Source organism: Nitrospina gracilis Nb-211 (assembly GCF_021845525.1).
Taxonomy (GTDB): domain Bacteria; phylum Nitrospinota; class Nitrospinia; order Nitrospinales; family Nitrospinaceae; genus Nitrospina; species Nitrospina gracilis_A.
Genome location: NZ_JAKJKD010000001.1, coordinates 2,613,118 through 2,627,995 on the forward strand (window position 1 = coordinate 2,613,118; position 14,878 = coordinate 2,627,995).

14 protein-coding genes are annotated in these 14,878 nt (G+C 58.0%); 7 read left to right on the forward strand and 7 right to left on the reverse strand.

Annotated elements, in window-relative coordinates:
• Nucleotides 1-5: 5 nt before the first annotated feature.
• Nucleotides 6-1,724, reverse strand: a complete 1,719-nt coding sequence (locus J2S31_RS12330) for a radical SAM protein (RefSeq protein ID WP_237099395.1) — start codon at nt 1,722-1,724, stop codon at nt 6-8.
• A gap of 46 nt (nt 1,725-1,770) precedes the next feature.
• Here J2S31_RS12330 and J2S31_RS12335 point away from each other — a divergent pair, with 46 nt between their 5' ends.
• Nucleotides 1,771-2,898 carry a hypothetical protein gene (locus J2S31_RS12335; RefSeq protein WP_237099396.1) on the forward strand — a complete coding sequence of 376 codons (1,128 nt, stop codon included), beginning with the start codon at nt 1,771-1,773 and terminating at the stop codon, nt 2,896-2,898.
• Here the strand turns inward: J2S31_RS12335 and J2S31_RS12340 are convergent.
• Nucleotides 2,895-3,569, reverse strand: coding sequence for a DUF5131 family protein (locus tag J2S31_RS12340; RefSeq protein WP_237099397.1), 675 nt, complete (start codon nt 3,567-3,569; stop codon nt 2,895-2,897). The two genes, J2S31_RS12335 and J2S31_RS12340, sit on opposite strands and share 4 nt — an antisense overlap.
• Here J2S31_RS12340 and tcmP point away from each other — a divergent pair.
• Nucleotides 3,531-4,907 (forward strand): three-Cys-motif partner protein TcmP, encoded by a 1,377-nt coding sequence (gene tcmP / locus J2S31_RS12345; RefSeq protein ID WP_237099398.1) that lies wholly within the window; start codon nt 3,531-3,533, stop codon nt 4,905-4,907. The two genes, J2S31_RS12340 and tcmP, sit on opposite strands and share 39 nt — an antisense overlap.
• A gap of 140 nt (nt 4,908-5,047) precedes the next feature.
• On the opposite strand, the gene J2S31_RS12350 is transcribed toward tcmP, so the two are convergent.
• The gene (locus J2S31_RS12350; protein ID WP_237099399.1) at nt 5,048-5,653 is read right to left on the reverse strand and encodes an arylesterase; all 606 of its coding nucleotides are present in this window, start codon (nt 5,651-5,653) and stop codon (nt 5,048-5,050) included.
• 118 nt (nt 5,654-5,771) lie between these two features.
• Between J2S31_RS12350 and J2S31_RS12355 the strand changes: the two genes are divergently transcribed.
• Complete coding sequence (locus J2S31_RS12355; RefSeq protein WP_237099400.1) at nt 5,772-6,461, forward strand: ABC transporter ATP-binding protein; 690 nt, start codon at nt 5,772-5,774, stop codon at nt 6,459-6,461.
• Complete coding sequence (locus J2S31_RS12360) at nt 6,458-9,034, forward strand: ABC transporter permease (protein WP_237099401.1); 2,577 nt, start codon at nt 6,458-6,460, stop codon at nt 9,032-9,034. The genes J2S31_RS12355 and J2S31_RS12360 overlap by 4 nt, the downstream gene beginning before the upstream one ends.
• 4 nt (nt 9,035-9,038) lie before the next feature.
• On the opposite strand, the gene J2S31_RS12365 is transcribed toward J2S31_RS12360, so the two are convergent.
• Nucleotides 9,039-9,344 carry a Rieske (2Fe-2S) protein gene (locus tag J2S31_RS12365; protein ID WP_237099402.1) on the reverse strand — a complete coding sequence of 102 codons (306 nt, stop codon included), beginning with the start codon at nt 9,342-9,344 and terminating at the stop codon, nt 9,039-9,041.
• Between the two features lie 183 nt (nt 9,345-9,527).
• Here J2S31_RS12365 and J2S31_RS12370 point away from each other — a divergent pair, with 183 nt between their 5' ends.
• Nucleotides 9,528-10,064, forward strand: coding sequence for an Lcl C-terminal domain-containing protein (locus J2S31_RS12370; protein WP_237099403.1), 537 nt, complete (start codon nt 9,528-9,530; stop codon nt 10,062-10,064).
• Here J2S31_RS12370 and pnpS read toward each other — a convergent pair.
• From pnpS to J2S31_RS12385, 3 genes are all read right to left on the reverse strand, one after another.
• Nucleotides 10,061-11,863: a two-component system histidine kinase PnpS gene (gene pnpS / locus J2S31_RS12375; protein WP_237099404.1), complete on the reverse strand. Its 1,803-nt coding sequence runs from the start codon at nt 11,861-11,863 to the stop codon at nt 10,061-10,063. The genes J2S31_RS12370 and pnpS overlap by 4 nt on opposite strands.
• Entirely contained in the window at nt 11,860-12,558 is a 699-nt protein-coding gene (locus J2S31_RS12380; protein WP_237099405.1) for a response regulator, read from the reverse strand. Before J2S31_RS12380 ends, pnpS begins: the two co-directional genes overlap by 4 nt.
• 111 nt (nt 12,559-12,669) lie before the next feature.
• Nucleotides 12,670-13,308 (reverse strand): class I SAM-dependent methyltransferase, encoded by a 639-nt coding sequence (locus tag J2S31_RS12385; protein ID WP_237099406.1) that lies wholly within the window; start codon nt 13,306-13,308, stop codon nt 12,670-12,672.
• A 27-nt stretch (nt 13,309-13,335) separates the two neighbouring features.
• Between J2S31_RS12385 and J2S31_RS12390 the strand changes: the two genes are divergently transcribed.
• Both J2S31_RS12390 and J2S31_RS12395 read left to right on the forward strand, forming a co-directional pair.
• A complete protein-coding gene (locus tag J2S31_RS12390; RefSeq protein ID WP_237099407.1) occupies nt 13,336-14,208 on the forward strand; it encodes a CPBP family intramembrane glutamic endopeptidase in 873 nt (290 codons plus the stop codon).
• A gap of 107 nt (nt 14,209-14,315) precedes the next feature.
• Nucleotides 14,316-14,870 carry a DUF2059 domain-containing protein gene (locus J2S31_RS12395; RefSeq protein ID WP_237099408.1) on the forward strand — a complete coding sequence of 185 codons (555 nt, stop codon included), beginning with the start codon at nt 14,316-14,318 and terminating at the stop codon, nt 14,868-14,870.
• Nucleotides 14,871-14,878: the final 8 nt, after the last annotated feature.

Genomic DNA, 14,878 nt, shown 5'->3' on the forward strand with positions numbered 1-14,878 from the left:
AACCCTCAACAGATGCCGCAGATTTTGCAGGTGGCCGTGTCGCACACGGGTGTGTGCTTGGCACGCAGGCCACGCTGGTAGTCCTGCCACAGGAATTTTGGGAAGTACCCGTGGTCCACGATGTCCCACGGCAGAAAATCATCGCGCTGGTACTGGCGGTAGGTGAACTGGTCGGGATGCGGCACGGCGCTCTGCAACGCGCGCTTTTCATCGCGGCCGTTTTTCAGAAACGCTTCGAAAAAACTCAGCGCCCGCCGGTCGCCGCGCGACAGGTAAGTTTGCAGGTACGCCTCATTGGGCGAACCGAAGCTGAGATGCAGGTTTGGCAGAGGACCCAACACCTTCCGCAGTTTCTGAAATTTCTTCTTGAGCACACCGACCGGCTCCATCGGATGCCACTGGAACGGCGTTCCCGGTTTCGGCACCAGGGGACTCACGCCGATGGTCACGGTGCCGATGTTGCCGCGCTGACTGCATTCTTCCACATACACCTTCTGTATGTTTTTCACGAGTTCGATGAACTGGTCGATATCCTCGTCGTCTTCCGCCGGCAGGCCGATGATCGAATAGATCTTGAGGTGCAGAACGCCCTTTCTTGTCAGGAAACGGCATTTGTCGATGACGAAGTCGTCGGACGCGGGTTTGTTGATGACGTCGCGCATGCGCTCGGACGGCGCGTCCACCGCCACCGTCACCGTTTTCTGCCCGCTCTGCAAAATCAAATCCACCAGCTCGTCGGTCAGCGTCTCCATACGTAAAGACGAAAACGACAGCATCTTGCCCTCGGCGACGATTCGCCGCGCCAAAGACAGCAGGTGCGGGTGATCCGTCACCGACGGTCCGACCAGGCCGATGGTGGAAGCCGACTGGTTCTGCGCCGCGAGCGCACGTTCCAGAGATTCGTAGGTCTGGTCCAGATCCGGTTCACGCGGCGGACGGTAGATGAACCCCGCGGTGCAGAAGCGGCACGCCCAGATACACCCGCGCGTCACTTCCATCAACGCCATGTCGCGGAACGCGGTGGTCTCGCCGTGCAGTTCCGAGTGCGTGCACAGCGCCGGGTCGCCCTCGGCAACCCAGTGACGCGGAATGCGCTCCGGCACACCCGGCTCCGGGGTCAGCGCGGTCTGCACGTCGCCTGCGTACTCCGGCGTGTAGAACTGCGGCACGTAAATGCCCGGCAGGCGCGCGGCCTCTTCCAAAAGTTCGCGCGGATCGCGCCAGTCGTTTTGCGTGTACAGATCGAAGAACGGCTCGATCATGCCCTCGGCCTCGCCGATGAAGCCCACGTCGAAAATATCCGCCAGCGGTTCCGGGTTGATGAACAGAGCCGATCCGCCGGCGACAATGAGAGGGTACTTCGAGCCGCGCTCACGGCGATCGAGCGGGATGCCGAAGTAATCGAGGATCGCCACGGCGTTCAGGTAATCCGGCTCGAACGAAATCGAAAACGCGATCAGGTCGAAGTCCAGGGGCATGCGCCCCGCCTCGTGCGAGCGCGTGGCCTCCGGTTTCAGCGCCTGCGTCATCGGCGTCCACTCCTCGGGCAAACTGTAGCGGTCGCACACCACGCCGTTCAGGCGGTTCAGCAGACCGTGCACGCGCTGAAAACCCAGGTTCGCCAGCGCCACGCTCGTCGTGCTGGGGTAAATGAGCAGAACACTCACCGGGCGCACCACCGGGCCAGACGCAATCGCCTGTTTCGCAATTTCCGTATCGGGCATATAATCCTCGTATAGATAATCATTCATCATACTGCAAAATGTGCCGATGAACCAGAATCAGGATTGGAACCAGAGCCGCACCAGCCCCCGCTCGGACGACGCAGGCGAACGCATGCGCGCGTACCTGGAGAAAATCGCCACCGGCCCGCGCATGTCAAAGGACCTCAGCGAGCAGGAAGCGGAAGACGGGTTGAGCCTTGTACTCGACCACGCGGTGTCGGAAGCGCGCGCCGCGGTGTTCCTCATCGCCTCGCGCATGAAGATCGAGTCGCTGGCCGAGACCCGCGGATTCTACCGCGCCCTCGACAAAGACACGCTCAAGCGGGAAGTGAAGCTCGACCGGCTTCTGCAGATCGCCGATGCGTTCGATGGATTCGTCCGCGCGCCCCAGTTCGGCTTTTACGTGCCACCCGTGCTGGCGCAGATGGGCCTGCCCGCCTTCGGCCTGTCGTCGCTCCCCACCGCACCCAAACACGGTGTCACGTATGAAGATTTGCTGATCAACCACTATGGCGCACGGCGGGACACGACACTGGAAGACCGCGCGGCGCTCATCGAAGAATTCGGCTTCGGCTACCTCGGCACGGAACAGTGCCACCCGAAACTCGAAGGGCTGAGGCAACTGCGTGAAGAAGTGGTGAAGCGCACCACGCTGGCGACGCTGGAAAAAATGCTGATGCCCTTGAAAGCACCGCACACCTTCCTCGCGTCCAACTATTTTCACCCGGGATACGAGACGGCGATGATCGAGGTGGCGAAGATTTCCGGATTCGACCGCGTACTCATCGGCAACGGCATGGAAGGGAGCACGCTGTACGGCGTGCACAAGCAGGCGAAAGTGTTCATGCAGATGGGCGCGGACAACCTGGCGGAGATGAAACTGGATTACGAATCGCTCTACGACGCGGACACCGTGCAGTCGATCCAGGACGCGTTCACCGCATTGAAAGAGGCGCCCGCAACCAAAACCGAAATCGCGAAACTCGGCGAACAGGCGTTGAAGGACGGGACGGGTCCGGCCGCACCGATGATCGCGCATCATGCGGCGACCCTGTCGCACCTCTCCGGCCACAGCCGCAACGTCGCCGACGCGTACAACCAGGCGATGGATATTTTAAAATCGGGAAAAGTTTTGGATGCGTTGATGAATTATCTGAAAAGATACAAAGACTAGGCAGGTGTCAAGGCTTGAGGCATCTCATCCCACGTTCGGCCGTTCAGGGTACGGCCGTTTTTCTTTTTCTGCACCCCACCCCATTGCTTGAAAAAGAAAGGCACTTCTCTTTTAGCGCACTGTTCCTGGATTTCGGCCACCCATTTGGGGTCCATGGGCCGGGCTCCCGGGCCGCTTTCACCACCCACAATCACCCAATGGATACCTTTCAAATTGATTTTCCCAAGCGGCCCAAGAAGGGGTTCAATTGAGGCGAAACGAATGCAGGCGTTGGTTTTGCGGAGATGGTCCAAACGATATAAGTAATCAGAAGACTCTACGGAAACTCCCATCCACACATTCTGCGGCCAGAGTAAATCGGGAGCTACTTCCATGAGCCGTTTCGACCGCTTGGTGAGGACCTGAAACTGGTGCCAACTGGCCTGTTTCATAACCCTGAACACTTCCTGAATAAACGGGAGGGGGACTTCCTCATGAAACAGATCGCTCATGCTGTTCACAAAGACGGTTCTCGACTTTTTCCAGGTCAGCGGTTGCTCTAACCGCGATTTCCAGATTTTCAGGTCGAACCCCTGCTCGTACGGGTGACCCGGTATCCCCCGCCAACGCTCCGCAAAGGTTTCTGCATAGCAATGCGTACAACCCGGACTGACCTTGGTGCACCCCGTCACGGGATTCCACGTCGCATCCGTCCATTCAATTGTGGAATTTTGGCTCAATGGGCAAACCTAAAAAGGTTAAATAATATATCTCGTATTCAGAATAAATGGAGAAGAGCTAATTGTAAATTGAAGATTATCAATAAATTGAGGCATACTGACAGATATCAAAATATCGAATTTTTAGCTATGAGATCATTTAAAGAATACGAAGGCAGAGAACAGACCTATTTAAAACACTTTTTCTTAGAACATTACTTAGAACGAGTGATTTACAACATTGGGTCCAAATGGAAAGCGTTTACCTACATTGATGGATTCTCGGGACCTTGGAAATCAGACGATGTGGATTATCACGACACCTCTTTTTTTATTGCATCCCAAAAACTTTCCAGTGCAGCGGAAGGGCTAAGGAAGAATGGCAAAGAGATAAATATCAAATGCCTTTTTATTGAAAAAACTCGCACAGCATTTGAAAGTTTAAAAGAATATACCGAAAGCATTGATGGCTTAGAAGCAACGGCAATAAATGGAAGGTTCGAAAACTTAATACCTGACATTATTAACTATATTGGAAGCTCTTTTTCATTTGTATTCATTGATCCCACTGGGTGGACAGGTTTCAGTTTAGAAAAAATTCAACCCATATTACGGTTAAGAGGTGAAGTTTTAATAAACTTTATGTATGACCATATTAATAGATTTATTGGCACCACCGATTTGTCAGAAAAGTCTTTTGAAGATTTATTTGGTGACAAAAAATGGAAAGCCCGATTCGAAAACCTGCTTAGAAATCATGGCGACCGAGAAAATGCCATTCTAAAATTGTACAGTGATCGTTTAAAGGAAACCGGAAACTATAAGTACATAGCTTTTACCAAGATTCTCAATCCCAAAAAGGACCGTTCTTACTTTTACTTAATAAATTGCGGGAAGAATTTAAAAGGTCTTTTGGAATTTAGAGAAGTTGAACAAAAACTCTTTGAAGAGCAAAATCTTGTCAGAAAATCTTTAAAACATTCTAAGCAAATCGAAGAGTCAAAACAAAGTGAGCTTTTTGGCCCTTCAGAAACTCTAACAAAACCCGGCTTGATGGAAGAGGAAAGAAAAGTTCAATTGGCTTGGGGAAAGGCTTGGCTGGCAGATTTAATTAATATAAGTAATACCTTAACCATGGATCAAATTTTATCTCAAGCATTAGAGTTTCCATTAATTTGGAAAAAGGATGTTGATAACTGGATTTTTGATTGGGCTTCTAAAAATCATATATCAATTCAAAACTCTACTCCCAGAGAAAAAACCTTAAAAGCAAAACATACGATCAAAAAAATTAAAAACATCAACGATTAGTTACTTTTTCACCAACGGCTCCAGATACTTCCACATGGTGAGGGTGACTTTGGGGTGGGTTTTGCCGTTAAGGGGGGATCATCCGGCTGGGTCGAGGTCTCCGCTAGCCCCAATACATCAAACAGCAGAATAACTCCTCATCAATCGTCATCATCTTCATCATCCCCGTCGTCATCACCATCACCTTCACCGTCATCCAGCATCGGCTCCAGATACTTCCACACGGTGAGGGTGACTTTGGCGTAGCCTTTGTCGATGGGATGCAGGCCGTCGGGCTGGGTGAGGTCCTTCACACCCGCCACGCCTTCCAGAAAAAACGGAATTAAAGGCACATCGTACGTCTCTGCCAGATCGTGAAACACCTGCTCGAACGCTTCGGTGTACTCACGTCCAAGGTTGGGCGTGATCTTCATCCCCGCAAGCAGGACCTTCGCGCCGTGTTTCTGGCACGCTTCTATAATATAGGAAAGGTTTTTGCGCATCTGCTCGACAGGTAGGCCGCGCAGGCCGTCGTTCGCGCCCAACTCGACAATCACGATCTCCGGATCGTGGCGCAGGAGCCAGTCGATGCGCGACGCGCCGCCCGCCGTGGTGTCGCCGTTGACCCCGGCGTTGATCACCGTGTACGGGTAGCCCTTGGCCTTCAAAACCCTCTGCAGGCGCGATGGATAGCTCTTTTCCGGCGGCACCTGGTAACCGAACGTGAGGCTGTCGCCAAATGCAAGAATGACGTGTTTATCTGACACGGGACCAGCTCCTGTGAGGGTGAAAAACCAGAGGATGGCGCAAAAAATTTTTGTAAATGCACGCCCGACTTTGCAACAATGAATCATACGCCAATCCCAAGCAGACCCGCGGAATCTGATGATCGAAATCCGACAACTCACAAAATCCCTTTATGGCGGCGGACACCGGGTGGACATCCTGAAGGGCATCGACCTGACAGTGCCGGACGGGCAGTTCGTCGCCATCACCGGGCCTTCCGGAAGCGGCAAGACGACCCTGCTCAGCCTCATTGCCGGGCTCGACAGCCCGACCAGCGGATCCATCATCGTGGACGGGAAGGATATCACGAAACTGAACGAAGATGAACTGGCCGTTCTGCGCGGCGAGCGCTTCGGTTTCGTCTTTCAGAATTTCCACCTCATCCCCACGCTCACCGCCCTGGAAAACGTCCTGCTCTCCGCCGAGCTCAACGGCGCCTCCGGCGCGCACAAGAAGTCGGAAGACATCCTCGGCGTGGTCGGTCTGGGCGAACGCCTGCATCACTATCCATCGCAGTTGTCCGGCGGCGAGCAACAACGCCTGTCGCTCGCGCGCGCGTTCATCAACGAACCGGACATCGTGCTCGCTGACGAACCGACGGGCAACCTCGATTCCAAGAACAGCGACAAGATCATGGACCTGATCACGGAACTCCACCGCGTGAAGCGGGCGACCATCATCCTCGTCACGCACGAGGCGCACATCGCGGCGCGCACCCAGCGCACACTCACCATGGGCGATGGCAACATCATCGACGACATCCTCAATTCCAACTGGAAGCAGTCATGAGGTCGCCGCAGTTGTCGTTTCCGCAGTTACTGCGGCTGGCCCTGGCGGAAAGCCGCGGTGCGGGCAAGCGCTTCGTCTTCTTCGTCATCTGCCTCGCCATCGGCGTCGGCGCCATCATGACGATCAAGAGTTTCTCCAACATCCTCGAGCAGGCGATCCAGCGCGAATCGAAAGCCCTGCTTGCCGCCGATATCGAGATCAAAAGCAGTTGGCCGCAAAGCCCCGAAGACCGCGCTTACCAAAAGAAAGCCCTGCCGCCCGGCACCGAGTTCATCTTCCTTAAAGAACTGCACGCCATGACGCGGTTTGCGGACCCCAAGCGTGCGGGCGACCAGGCGAACCTGCTGGTCGAGTTGAAATCGGTTCCAGCCACCCAGCCGTTCTATCCGTTCTATGGCACGCTCGCCACCAACCCGTCGGGGCCGCTCTCGGAGTTATTGGCCGATCACGGTGCGCTGGTGGAACCGAACTTTCTGGTCAAGGCCAATTTGAAAGTCGGCGACCGCTTCCAGCTGGGTGAGGTGGCAGTGCGCATCACGGCGGTGATCGAAGGCGAGCCGGACCGCATCTCGCGCGCGTTCAGTATCGGCCCGCGCGTGATGGTGTCGAATGAAACGCTGGAGCAGGCACAACTCATCGCGCCGGGAAGCCGCGTGAAAAACAAAACGCTCGTTCATCTGCCGGAAGGCTTTCCGCTGGAAAAGGGCGTCGCCCTGCTGGAACGCGGGCTGAAGGACAAGGCCGCGTCCATCCGCACCTATAAGGACATGGAATCGTCGCTCACCGGCGCCATCGACCGCATGAGCAAATACCTCGGTTCCGTCGGCGTCATCGCGCTTCTCATGGGCGGCATCGGCGTGGCCATGATCATCCGCACCTTCATGGCGCAGAAGATGGATACCATCGCCATCCTCAACTGCCTCGGCGCGACCTCGCGCACGGTGTTTTACGTGTACCTGATTCAGGCGCTGCTTCTCGGCCTGGCCGGAAGCCTGATCGGCGTCGGCATCGGCTACGCCCTGCAATACAGTCTGCCTGAAAAAATGGCGGACCTGCTGAACCTGGAGGTGAGTCCCGGCTTTTACTGGGAGCCGGCGGTGCAGTCGCTCCTGCTCGGTCTGCTGACGACGCTTTTGTTCACCGTGTGGCCACTCATCCGCGCCGTGCGGACGCGCCCCCTGCGCCTGTTCCGCCACATCGCCGAAGAAGAAGAGTTGTCACGCGGCTCGCGGCGGCAACGCTGGATGATGGGCATCCTGTTTTCGCTGGGGCTGGTGGCGATCGTGTTCTGGCAGGCGGAGTCTGTCAAACGCGGGCTGGTGTTCCTTTCCATCCTCGCGGTGTCGACGCTTCTGCTGGCAGGCGTGGCGACGCTGTTCCTGAAAATGATCCGCAAACTGCCGCCGTCGCCGCTCATGACGCGGCGCTACGGCCTGGCCAACCTGTACCGCCCCAACAACCAGGCGGTGTCGATCATCACCGCGCTCGGCATGGGCATCATGCTGGTGCTCTCCATCCATCTCATCCAGATGGACATGATCGCCATGCTCAACAAGAACACCGAGAACAAACCGCCGAATTATTTTTTCATCGACATCCAGAAACACCAGGTGGATGAGTACAAACGGATCATCGACTCCTTCGGCGCGGAAGCGAAGCAGGAAACGACACCGCTGGTGCGTTCGCGCCTGTTCAGCATCGACGGACACCGCGCCGACCAGTGGGATTACACCAACCGCCACGCGGAGGAATGGTTCATCAACCGCGAGTTCGTGCTGACCTATCGCACCGATGAACCGCCAGACGGCAATAAAGTCATCAAAGGCAAGTGGTGGACGAAAGAGGAAGCGGGACAGGCGCTGGTGTCGCTGGAGGAGGACGCCGCCCGCAGACTGGACGCGCACATCGGCTCGGAACTGGTGATGGACATCCAAGGCATCCACGTCACCGCCACGGTGCACAACATCCGCCGCGTGGACTGGCGTAACATGCGCACGAATTTTTACATGGTGTTTTCGCCGGGGGCGCTGGAGGGCGCGCCGGTGACTTTCGTCAGCACGGTGTATATCCCGCGTGACCAGGAACTGCAACTGCAACAGGCGGTGGTCGATGCTTTGCCGAACGTCACCGCGCTCGGCACGCGCGACATCGTGGAGAGCATCGAGAACGTGGTCAACAAACTGCTGACGCTGGTGGATTTCATGTCCGCCTTCGCCATCGCCTCCGGCCTGTTCATCCTGTCCGGCGCAGTGGCCTCCACCAAGTTCCGCAGGCTGAAAGAAGCCGCCATTTTAAAAACGCTGGGCGCCAGGCGGCGCATGGTGGCGGCGATCCTCGGTTACGAATACGGCACGCTGGGCGTGGTCGCGGCGGCGGTGGGCGTCCTCTTGTCCATCGGCACGTCGTGGGCGGTGATGGAGTACATCGTCAAATCCGACTGGCACTTCCGGCTGGGGCCGCTGGGCTGGTCGTTTTTGGCGGCGTTCGTGCTGACCACCTTCACCGGCATCCTGAGCAGTGTCGATGTCCTGCGCAACAAACCCATCCACACCTTGCGGCGCGTGGACGGCTAGGTTCCTACGGCAACTCCACGAACACCTCATCGGCTTCCACCGACACCTCAAACGTATCCACTTCCCCGCTCACGTTGTTCAGGCATTCGCCGGTGGTGATGTCGAACTGCCATCCGTGGTTGGGACAGATGACGGTTTTGCCATCGAGTTTGCCGTGTCCCAGGGACCCGCCCCGGTGCGGACAAAAATCCGCCGTCGCCCAGAATTTGCCATCCACGTGATAGACGGCGATGTCCTGCCCGTTCACTTCGTATTGATTGCCCTGGCCCTCGACCAGGTCGCTGGTTTTGCAGACTTTATATTTGGCCATGATGACCCCCATCCGGTAAAGGTTCCATTGGAGAGAAGAATTTCCGCTTGGTTTCTCCCTGCATGATACAATCGGGGAAACCAAATTGAAGAGGGGGGTTGTATGCAACCCGAAAATTTCAAATCCCGGACTCGAAGGATTTTTCGAACCGGGTGGGCGGTGCTCCTTTACTCCGGATTGATTGTGACGGCATTGGCTTTCCAAAGTGCCCATGCCGCCGATCCCAGCCACTATATCCAGGACAAACCCTTTGAGGCGCCGCCCTACGTGCCTCCCCCTCCGCCGCCGCCGCAAACCCAATTCACCGACAACGAAGACGGCACTCTCACCGACGCCAACGGGTTGATGTGGACGCAGAGGGACAGCTACGCCGAGCTCGGCCACTGCGTCAACTGGCAGGATGCGTTCAACTACGTGGAAAAACTGGAAACGGGCGGCCACACCGACTGGCGCATGCCCACTATCCGGGAGTTGGCCACTATTTACGACGACACCAAGGAAAACGTGCTGGCGTGGGACAAGGACCCGGAGAACCCGCTCCGCCTCGACAAAAAATTTGCGGCGGGTGCCGCTTACTGGTACTGGTCCAGTGAAAAGGAAGAAACGAAACTGACCGACTGTTGCGCGCGCTCCATGTATTTCCCGCGCGGGCTGGTCAACGTGCGCCGGTTAACCATGTGCCAGCATGGCGGTGTGCGCGCCGTACGCAACGCACGCTAAGTTTTCTCCACTGCGCGGCCGGCATCGCCCATCGGCAGGTGGATGTGAAACACACTGCCCTGCCCCACCGTACTTTGCACGCTTACCTTGCCGCCGTGCGCCTGAGCGATGTGCTTGACGATCGCCAGCCCCAGTCCCGTGCCACCCATCTGCCGGCTCCGTGCCTTGTCCACGCGGTAAAACCTCTCGAACAGGCGCGGCAGGTGTTCGCGCTCAATACCGCGTCCCTGGTCTTTCACCGACACCACCACCTGCTGGCGCGCCGTGGCTGCGATCACGCGGATCACGGTGTTGTCGCCGCTGTACTTGATGGCGTTGTCCACCAGGTTGACCACCGCCTGTTCCATGAGCGGCGGGTTGAGCGCCACCTTGAGCGCCGGGTCGCAGTCGATTTCGATGCCGATGTTCTTTTCCAGCGCCCGCGCGTTGCACTGCTGAATCGCCGTCTCCAATAGCGCGCGCAGTCCCGTTTCCTGAATGACAATGCCTTCCTTTTCCGAATCCTGCTCGATGCGTGACAGGCTGAGCAGGTCGTCGATGATGGCATTCAGGCGGTCGGCCTGTTTGGCGACGATCTGTAAAAACCGTTCCGCGTTTTCCGGTTCGTTGAGCGCACCGTTGAGCAGGGTTTCGACGAAGCCCTTGATCGACGTGATCGGCGTGCGCAACTCGTGCGATACGTTGGCGACGAAGTCGCGCCGCATGTTTTCCAGCCGGCGCAGGCGGGTGACGTCATTGAGCACGATGACCGCGCCGATGGTGGCGTCGCCTGCATCCTTGAGCACCGTGCCCACCGCCTGCAAATACCGTTCGTCATCCGGCCGGTCGAGCACCAGGTCGCTCTCCACCGGCTCCCGGCTTTTGAGCGCTTTGCGGATGAACTGCTGAACCTGCGAATGGCGGAACACCTCCGGCACGCTCCGCCCCTGCGCGTCCTCCACGCGCACTTCCAGAAACCGCGCCGCCGATTGATTGATGCTGATGATGGCCTCGTCGCTGTCCACGGCGATCACCCCCTCCACCATGCTGGCAAGAATCGCTTCCTGCTCGTTGCGCTGGGCGGTGATGGTGCGGATGCGGTCGTCCAACTGCGCCGCCATGGTGTTGAGCGCGTCGGCGAGGTTGTCGATGTCCTGCGGCCCTTCCACGTGAATGCGCGAGCGCAGGTCGCCGCTGGCGAACCGCTCAGCGTGTTCCTTCATCGCGAGCAAAGGACGGCTGATGCGGCGCGACACGAACAGGCTGATGGGCGTGGCGATGAGCGCGATGACGAGGCCCGCCAGCGCGATCTTGTAGGTGATGCCCGCCAGCGTTTCATGAATGAGCGTGAGCGGCAGCGCCGTGCGCACCACGCCGGTCACCTTGCCGTCGTGACGGTACGGCACGGCGACGTACATCAGTTCTTCTTTCAACGTGTGGCTGTAGCGCTGCGACGAACCGTGCCCGCCCTTGAGCGCTTCAATTACTTCCGGACGCGTGCCGTGGTTGTCCATCAGCGACGGGTCGCGGTGCGAGTCGGCGATCACTTTGCCCTTCTTCGTGATGAGCGTCACCCGCATGCCGCCCGCGCGGCCAAGTTCGTCCGCCAGTTGGCGCAGGCGCCGGTGCTGGCCGGACTGGAACAGGTCCTGCGTCTGCGTGCGCACCAGGTTGGCGCGCGCTTCCAGGTCTTTGAACGTGCGTTCGTATAAAAAGTCATGCAGGGAGCTTAAGGAGTACCAGCCGATGGCGCCGAGTGCGATGAACGTAAGAAGGAGGTAGGAAAGGTAGATCTGGTGATGCAGGGTTTTGTTGATCATGCGTCGTCTTGAAAACGGTACCCCACCCCGCGCACCGTCTCGATGTAGTCGGCGCAGTCGCCCAGCTTCTTGCGCAGACCGACGATCTGGAAATCCACCGAGCGGTCGGTGACGGCGTGGTCCTCGCCGCGGATGGCATCGACCAGCTGGCCGCGCGTGAACACCCAGCCGGGACGCGACGCCAGGATTTCCAGGATGCGGAACTCGGTGAACGTGAGGTCGAGTTTTTTGCCTTTCACCTTGGCCTCGTGACGGCCGGGGTGGATGGTGAGGTCCTTCACCTTGAGGACGCCGTTCGGGTCGGCCGGTTTTGGGGTCTCCCCCCGGCGGCGCAGGACGGCGCGCACGCGGCTTATAAAAATTTTCGGACTGAACGGTTTGGTGACGTAGTCGTCCGCGCCCATCTCCAGGCCCGTCACCACGTCGCTTTCCTCGCCCTTGGCGGTGACCATGATGATGGGAATGGCGCGCAGATCGGCGTCGGCTTTCATCGAACGGCAGACGTTGAGGCCGTCGATGCCGGGGAGCATGAGGTCGAGCACCACCAGGTCCGGCGCCTCTTTCTCCACCTGCTTGAGCGCCTTCTCACCCGTGTCCACGCAGGTGACCTGAAACGCCTCGCGTGCGAGGTTGTAACGGATCAGTTCCTGAATGTCTTCCTCGTCCTCCACCACCAGTATCTTTTCTGCGGTCATGCGACCCTCCAAAAATCGTTTAATATCGTACCATTAAACGGCCGCCGTGTTGGAATCCGGTTAGCGTTTTGTTTGAATGTGTGGAGATTGCAAGAGGCGGGTGCGAGGGTTTTATAAGGAAGGCTTTTTTGCCGTTCCCAGGTAACAATAGGTAAACAGTTTCGGGCCATCCAGGTAGAAGTTTTCGCACTCACGGAGTTCAAACCCGGAGTCTTGGATGATCCGGGCGATGGGGCGGTTGACGTGGCATCCCCCGGCCAGACATTTCTGGATGGGGTTCCACCGGTCCTGCCAGCGGGCGATGTTGGGATCGGGATCACGCCCGTGCTCCAGAAAATGATACCGGCCGCCGGGCTTGAGCACGCGCTGGAATTCCTGGAGCGCGGCGGGGGCGTCCGCAATGGTGCACAGGGTGAAGGTGGTGACGACGGCGTCCACCGACTGATCGGGCAGATCGATGACGCCGTTTTCTTTTAGAGCGACGAACTCCACGGGAAACGGCGCGCGACGGATACGTTTGGCCGCCAACTTCCGCGCGACGCGGGAGGGATCGAGCGCATATAATTTTTCCACCGCATCGAGATAAAACGGCAGGTTGAGTCCGGAGCCGAACCCCACCTCCAGCACCACGCCCTGCGCGCCCGCCACCGTCTTTTTCCGCGCCGCGTGAAACCGCTCGCCCGACAGCACCCAGTCGATGCCGCGCGGCAGGATGTGTTCCTCGTAAAATCCCATTCTCTTCGCGCCCAAACGGGGTATTCTTGACAGGCCATGTCCATGACCGTTCCCGTTCTCATTCTACCCTATGCCCTGCTCGCGTTGTCGATGCTGTCCCTGTGGCACCGCAAAACACGAAAGCTGTGGCCCGCGTTGTTTGCCGTGGCGCTGACAGCGGCATGGATGACGAACCGCATCGCGTGGCCCGGCGTGTTGGCGGTGCTGGCGTTCGGCGGGCTGGCGTGGGCCTATTACCGGCGCGCCCGCGACGACGCATGGAAAGCCCTTTTCGCCGTCGGCATCGCCGTGCTGTCATTGCTCCTGTTTCACCATCAAATCCCCGGCTTCGATAATTTAAAGCTCCTCGACCGTCACCGTTTCTCCGCCGACGCCCTGCCCTACAGCCTGTATCTGAATTTCGATAAGGGATCGGTGGGGCTGTTCCTGCTCGCCTGCGGCTGGCCGCTGATCGCCACCCGGCAGGACTGGCAACGCATGCTCGCGCGTTCGCTTCCCGCCTTTGCGCTCGGTTGCGGCGTGATCCTGTTGCTCTCGCTTGCCCTCGGCTACGTGCGGTTCGATGTCAAATTGCCGGAGGCGCTCGCACTCTGGGCGTTCAAGATGCTGTTCTTCACCGTGGTGGCGGAGGAAGCGTTCTTTCGCGGTTTCGTGCAGGGTGAACTCACCCGGCGCTGGCGCGGCCGGCGCGGTGGGGAGACCGCGGCGTGGGTCACCGCGTCGGTCCTGTTCGGGCTCGATCACTTCGGCGGCGGGCCGCTGTACATCGCGCTGGCCACGGTGGCGGGGCTGTTTTACGGCTGGGTTCTGCGCAAGACCGGGCGCATCGAGGCTTCCATCCTGTTCCATCTCCTGCTCAACACCCTGCATCTGCTGTTTTTCAGTTATCCGGCGCTGGCCTCCGTGGCGGGTTGAAAGCCGGAACACCCCTTCCCGGCCAATGTTGACTTTTTATTTTTGAAAGTCGGGTTATAGTGGAAAGGATTTCATGTTTTCTTTCCAATTTTGAAGGAGGGGCGGCCATGAACACCTGGCAGACGATCAAAAGAACGATGACGGTGGGGTTGGTATTGCTGGCCGGGTGGGCGCTCGCCCTGCCCGCCTGGGCGGAAATGGACCCCGCCAAGAAACGCGACATCCAGACCCTGATGGAAGTGTCCGGCACCATCGAGAGTTTGAAACAGTTCCGCCCGCTGATGCTCCAAAGCTACTCGAACATCCTGAAGACCGCATACAAGGACCAGAACATCCCGCAGGAGTTCTGGGACGAGTTTCTGAACACCATCATCACCGACGCCGATCTCGACAGCCTGGTGGAAGAGATCCTGCCGATTTACGACCAGAATTTCACGCACGATGAAATCCGCGAACTCATCGCCGCGTTCCAGACGCCCGCCTACCGCAAGTGGGTGACACGGTTGCCGACGATGATGCAGGCATCGTCCGAGGCCGGACGCCGGTGGGGTCGCAATCTGGCCCAGTCGGGCGTCATTCAGCAAAGACTGGAGATGCTGAAGATGAAGTACAGCCTGGGCGAACCGAGTGAGGGCGCACCGCAGGGCGAGGGAATGCGTTGACGGTGGAA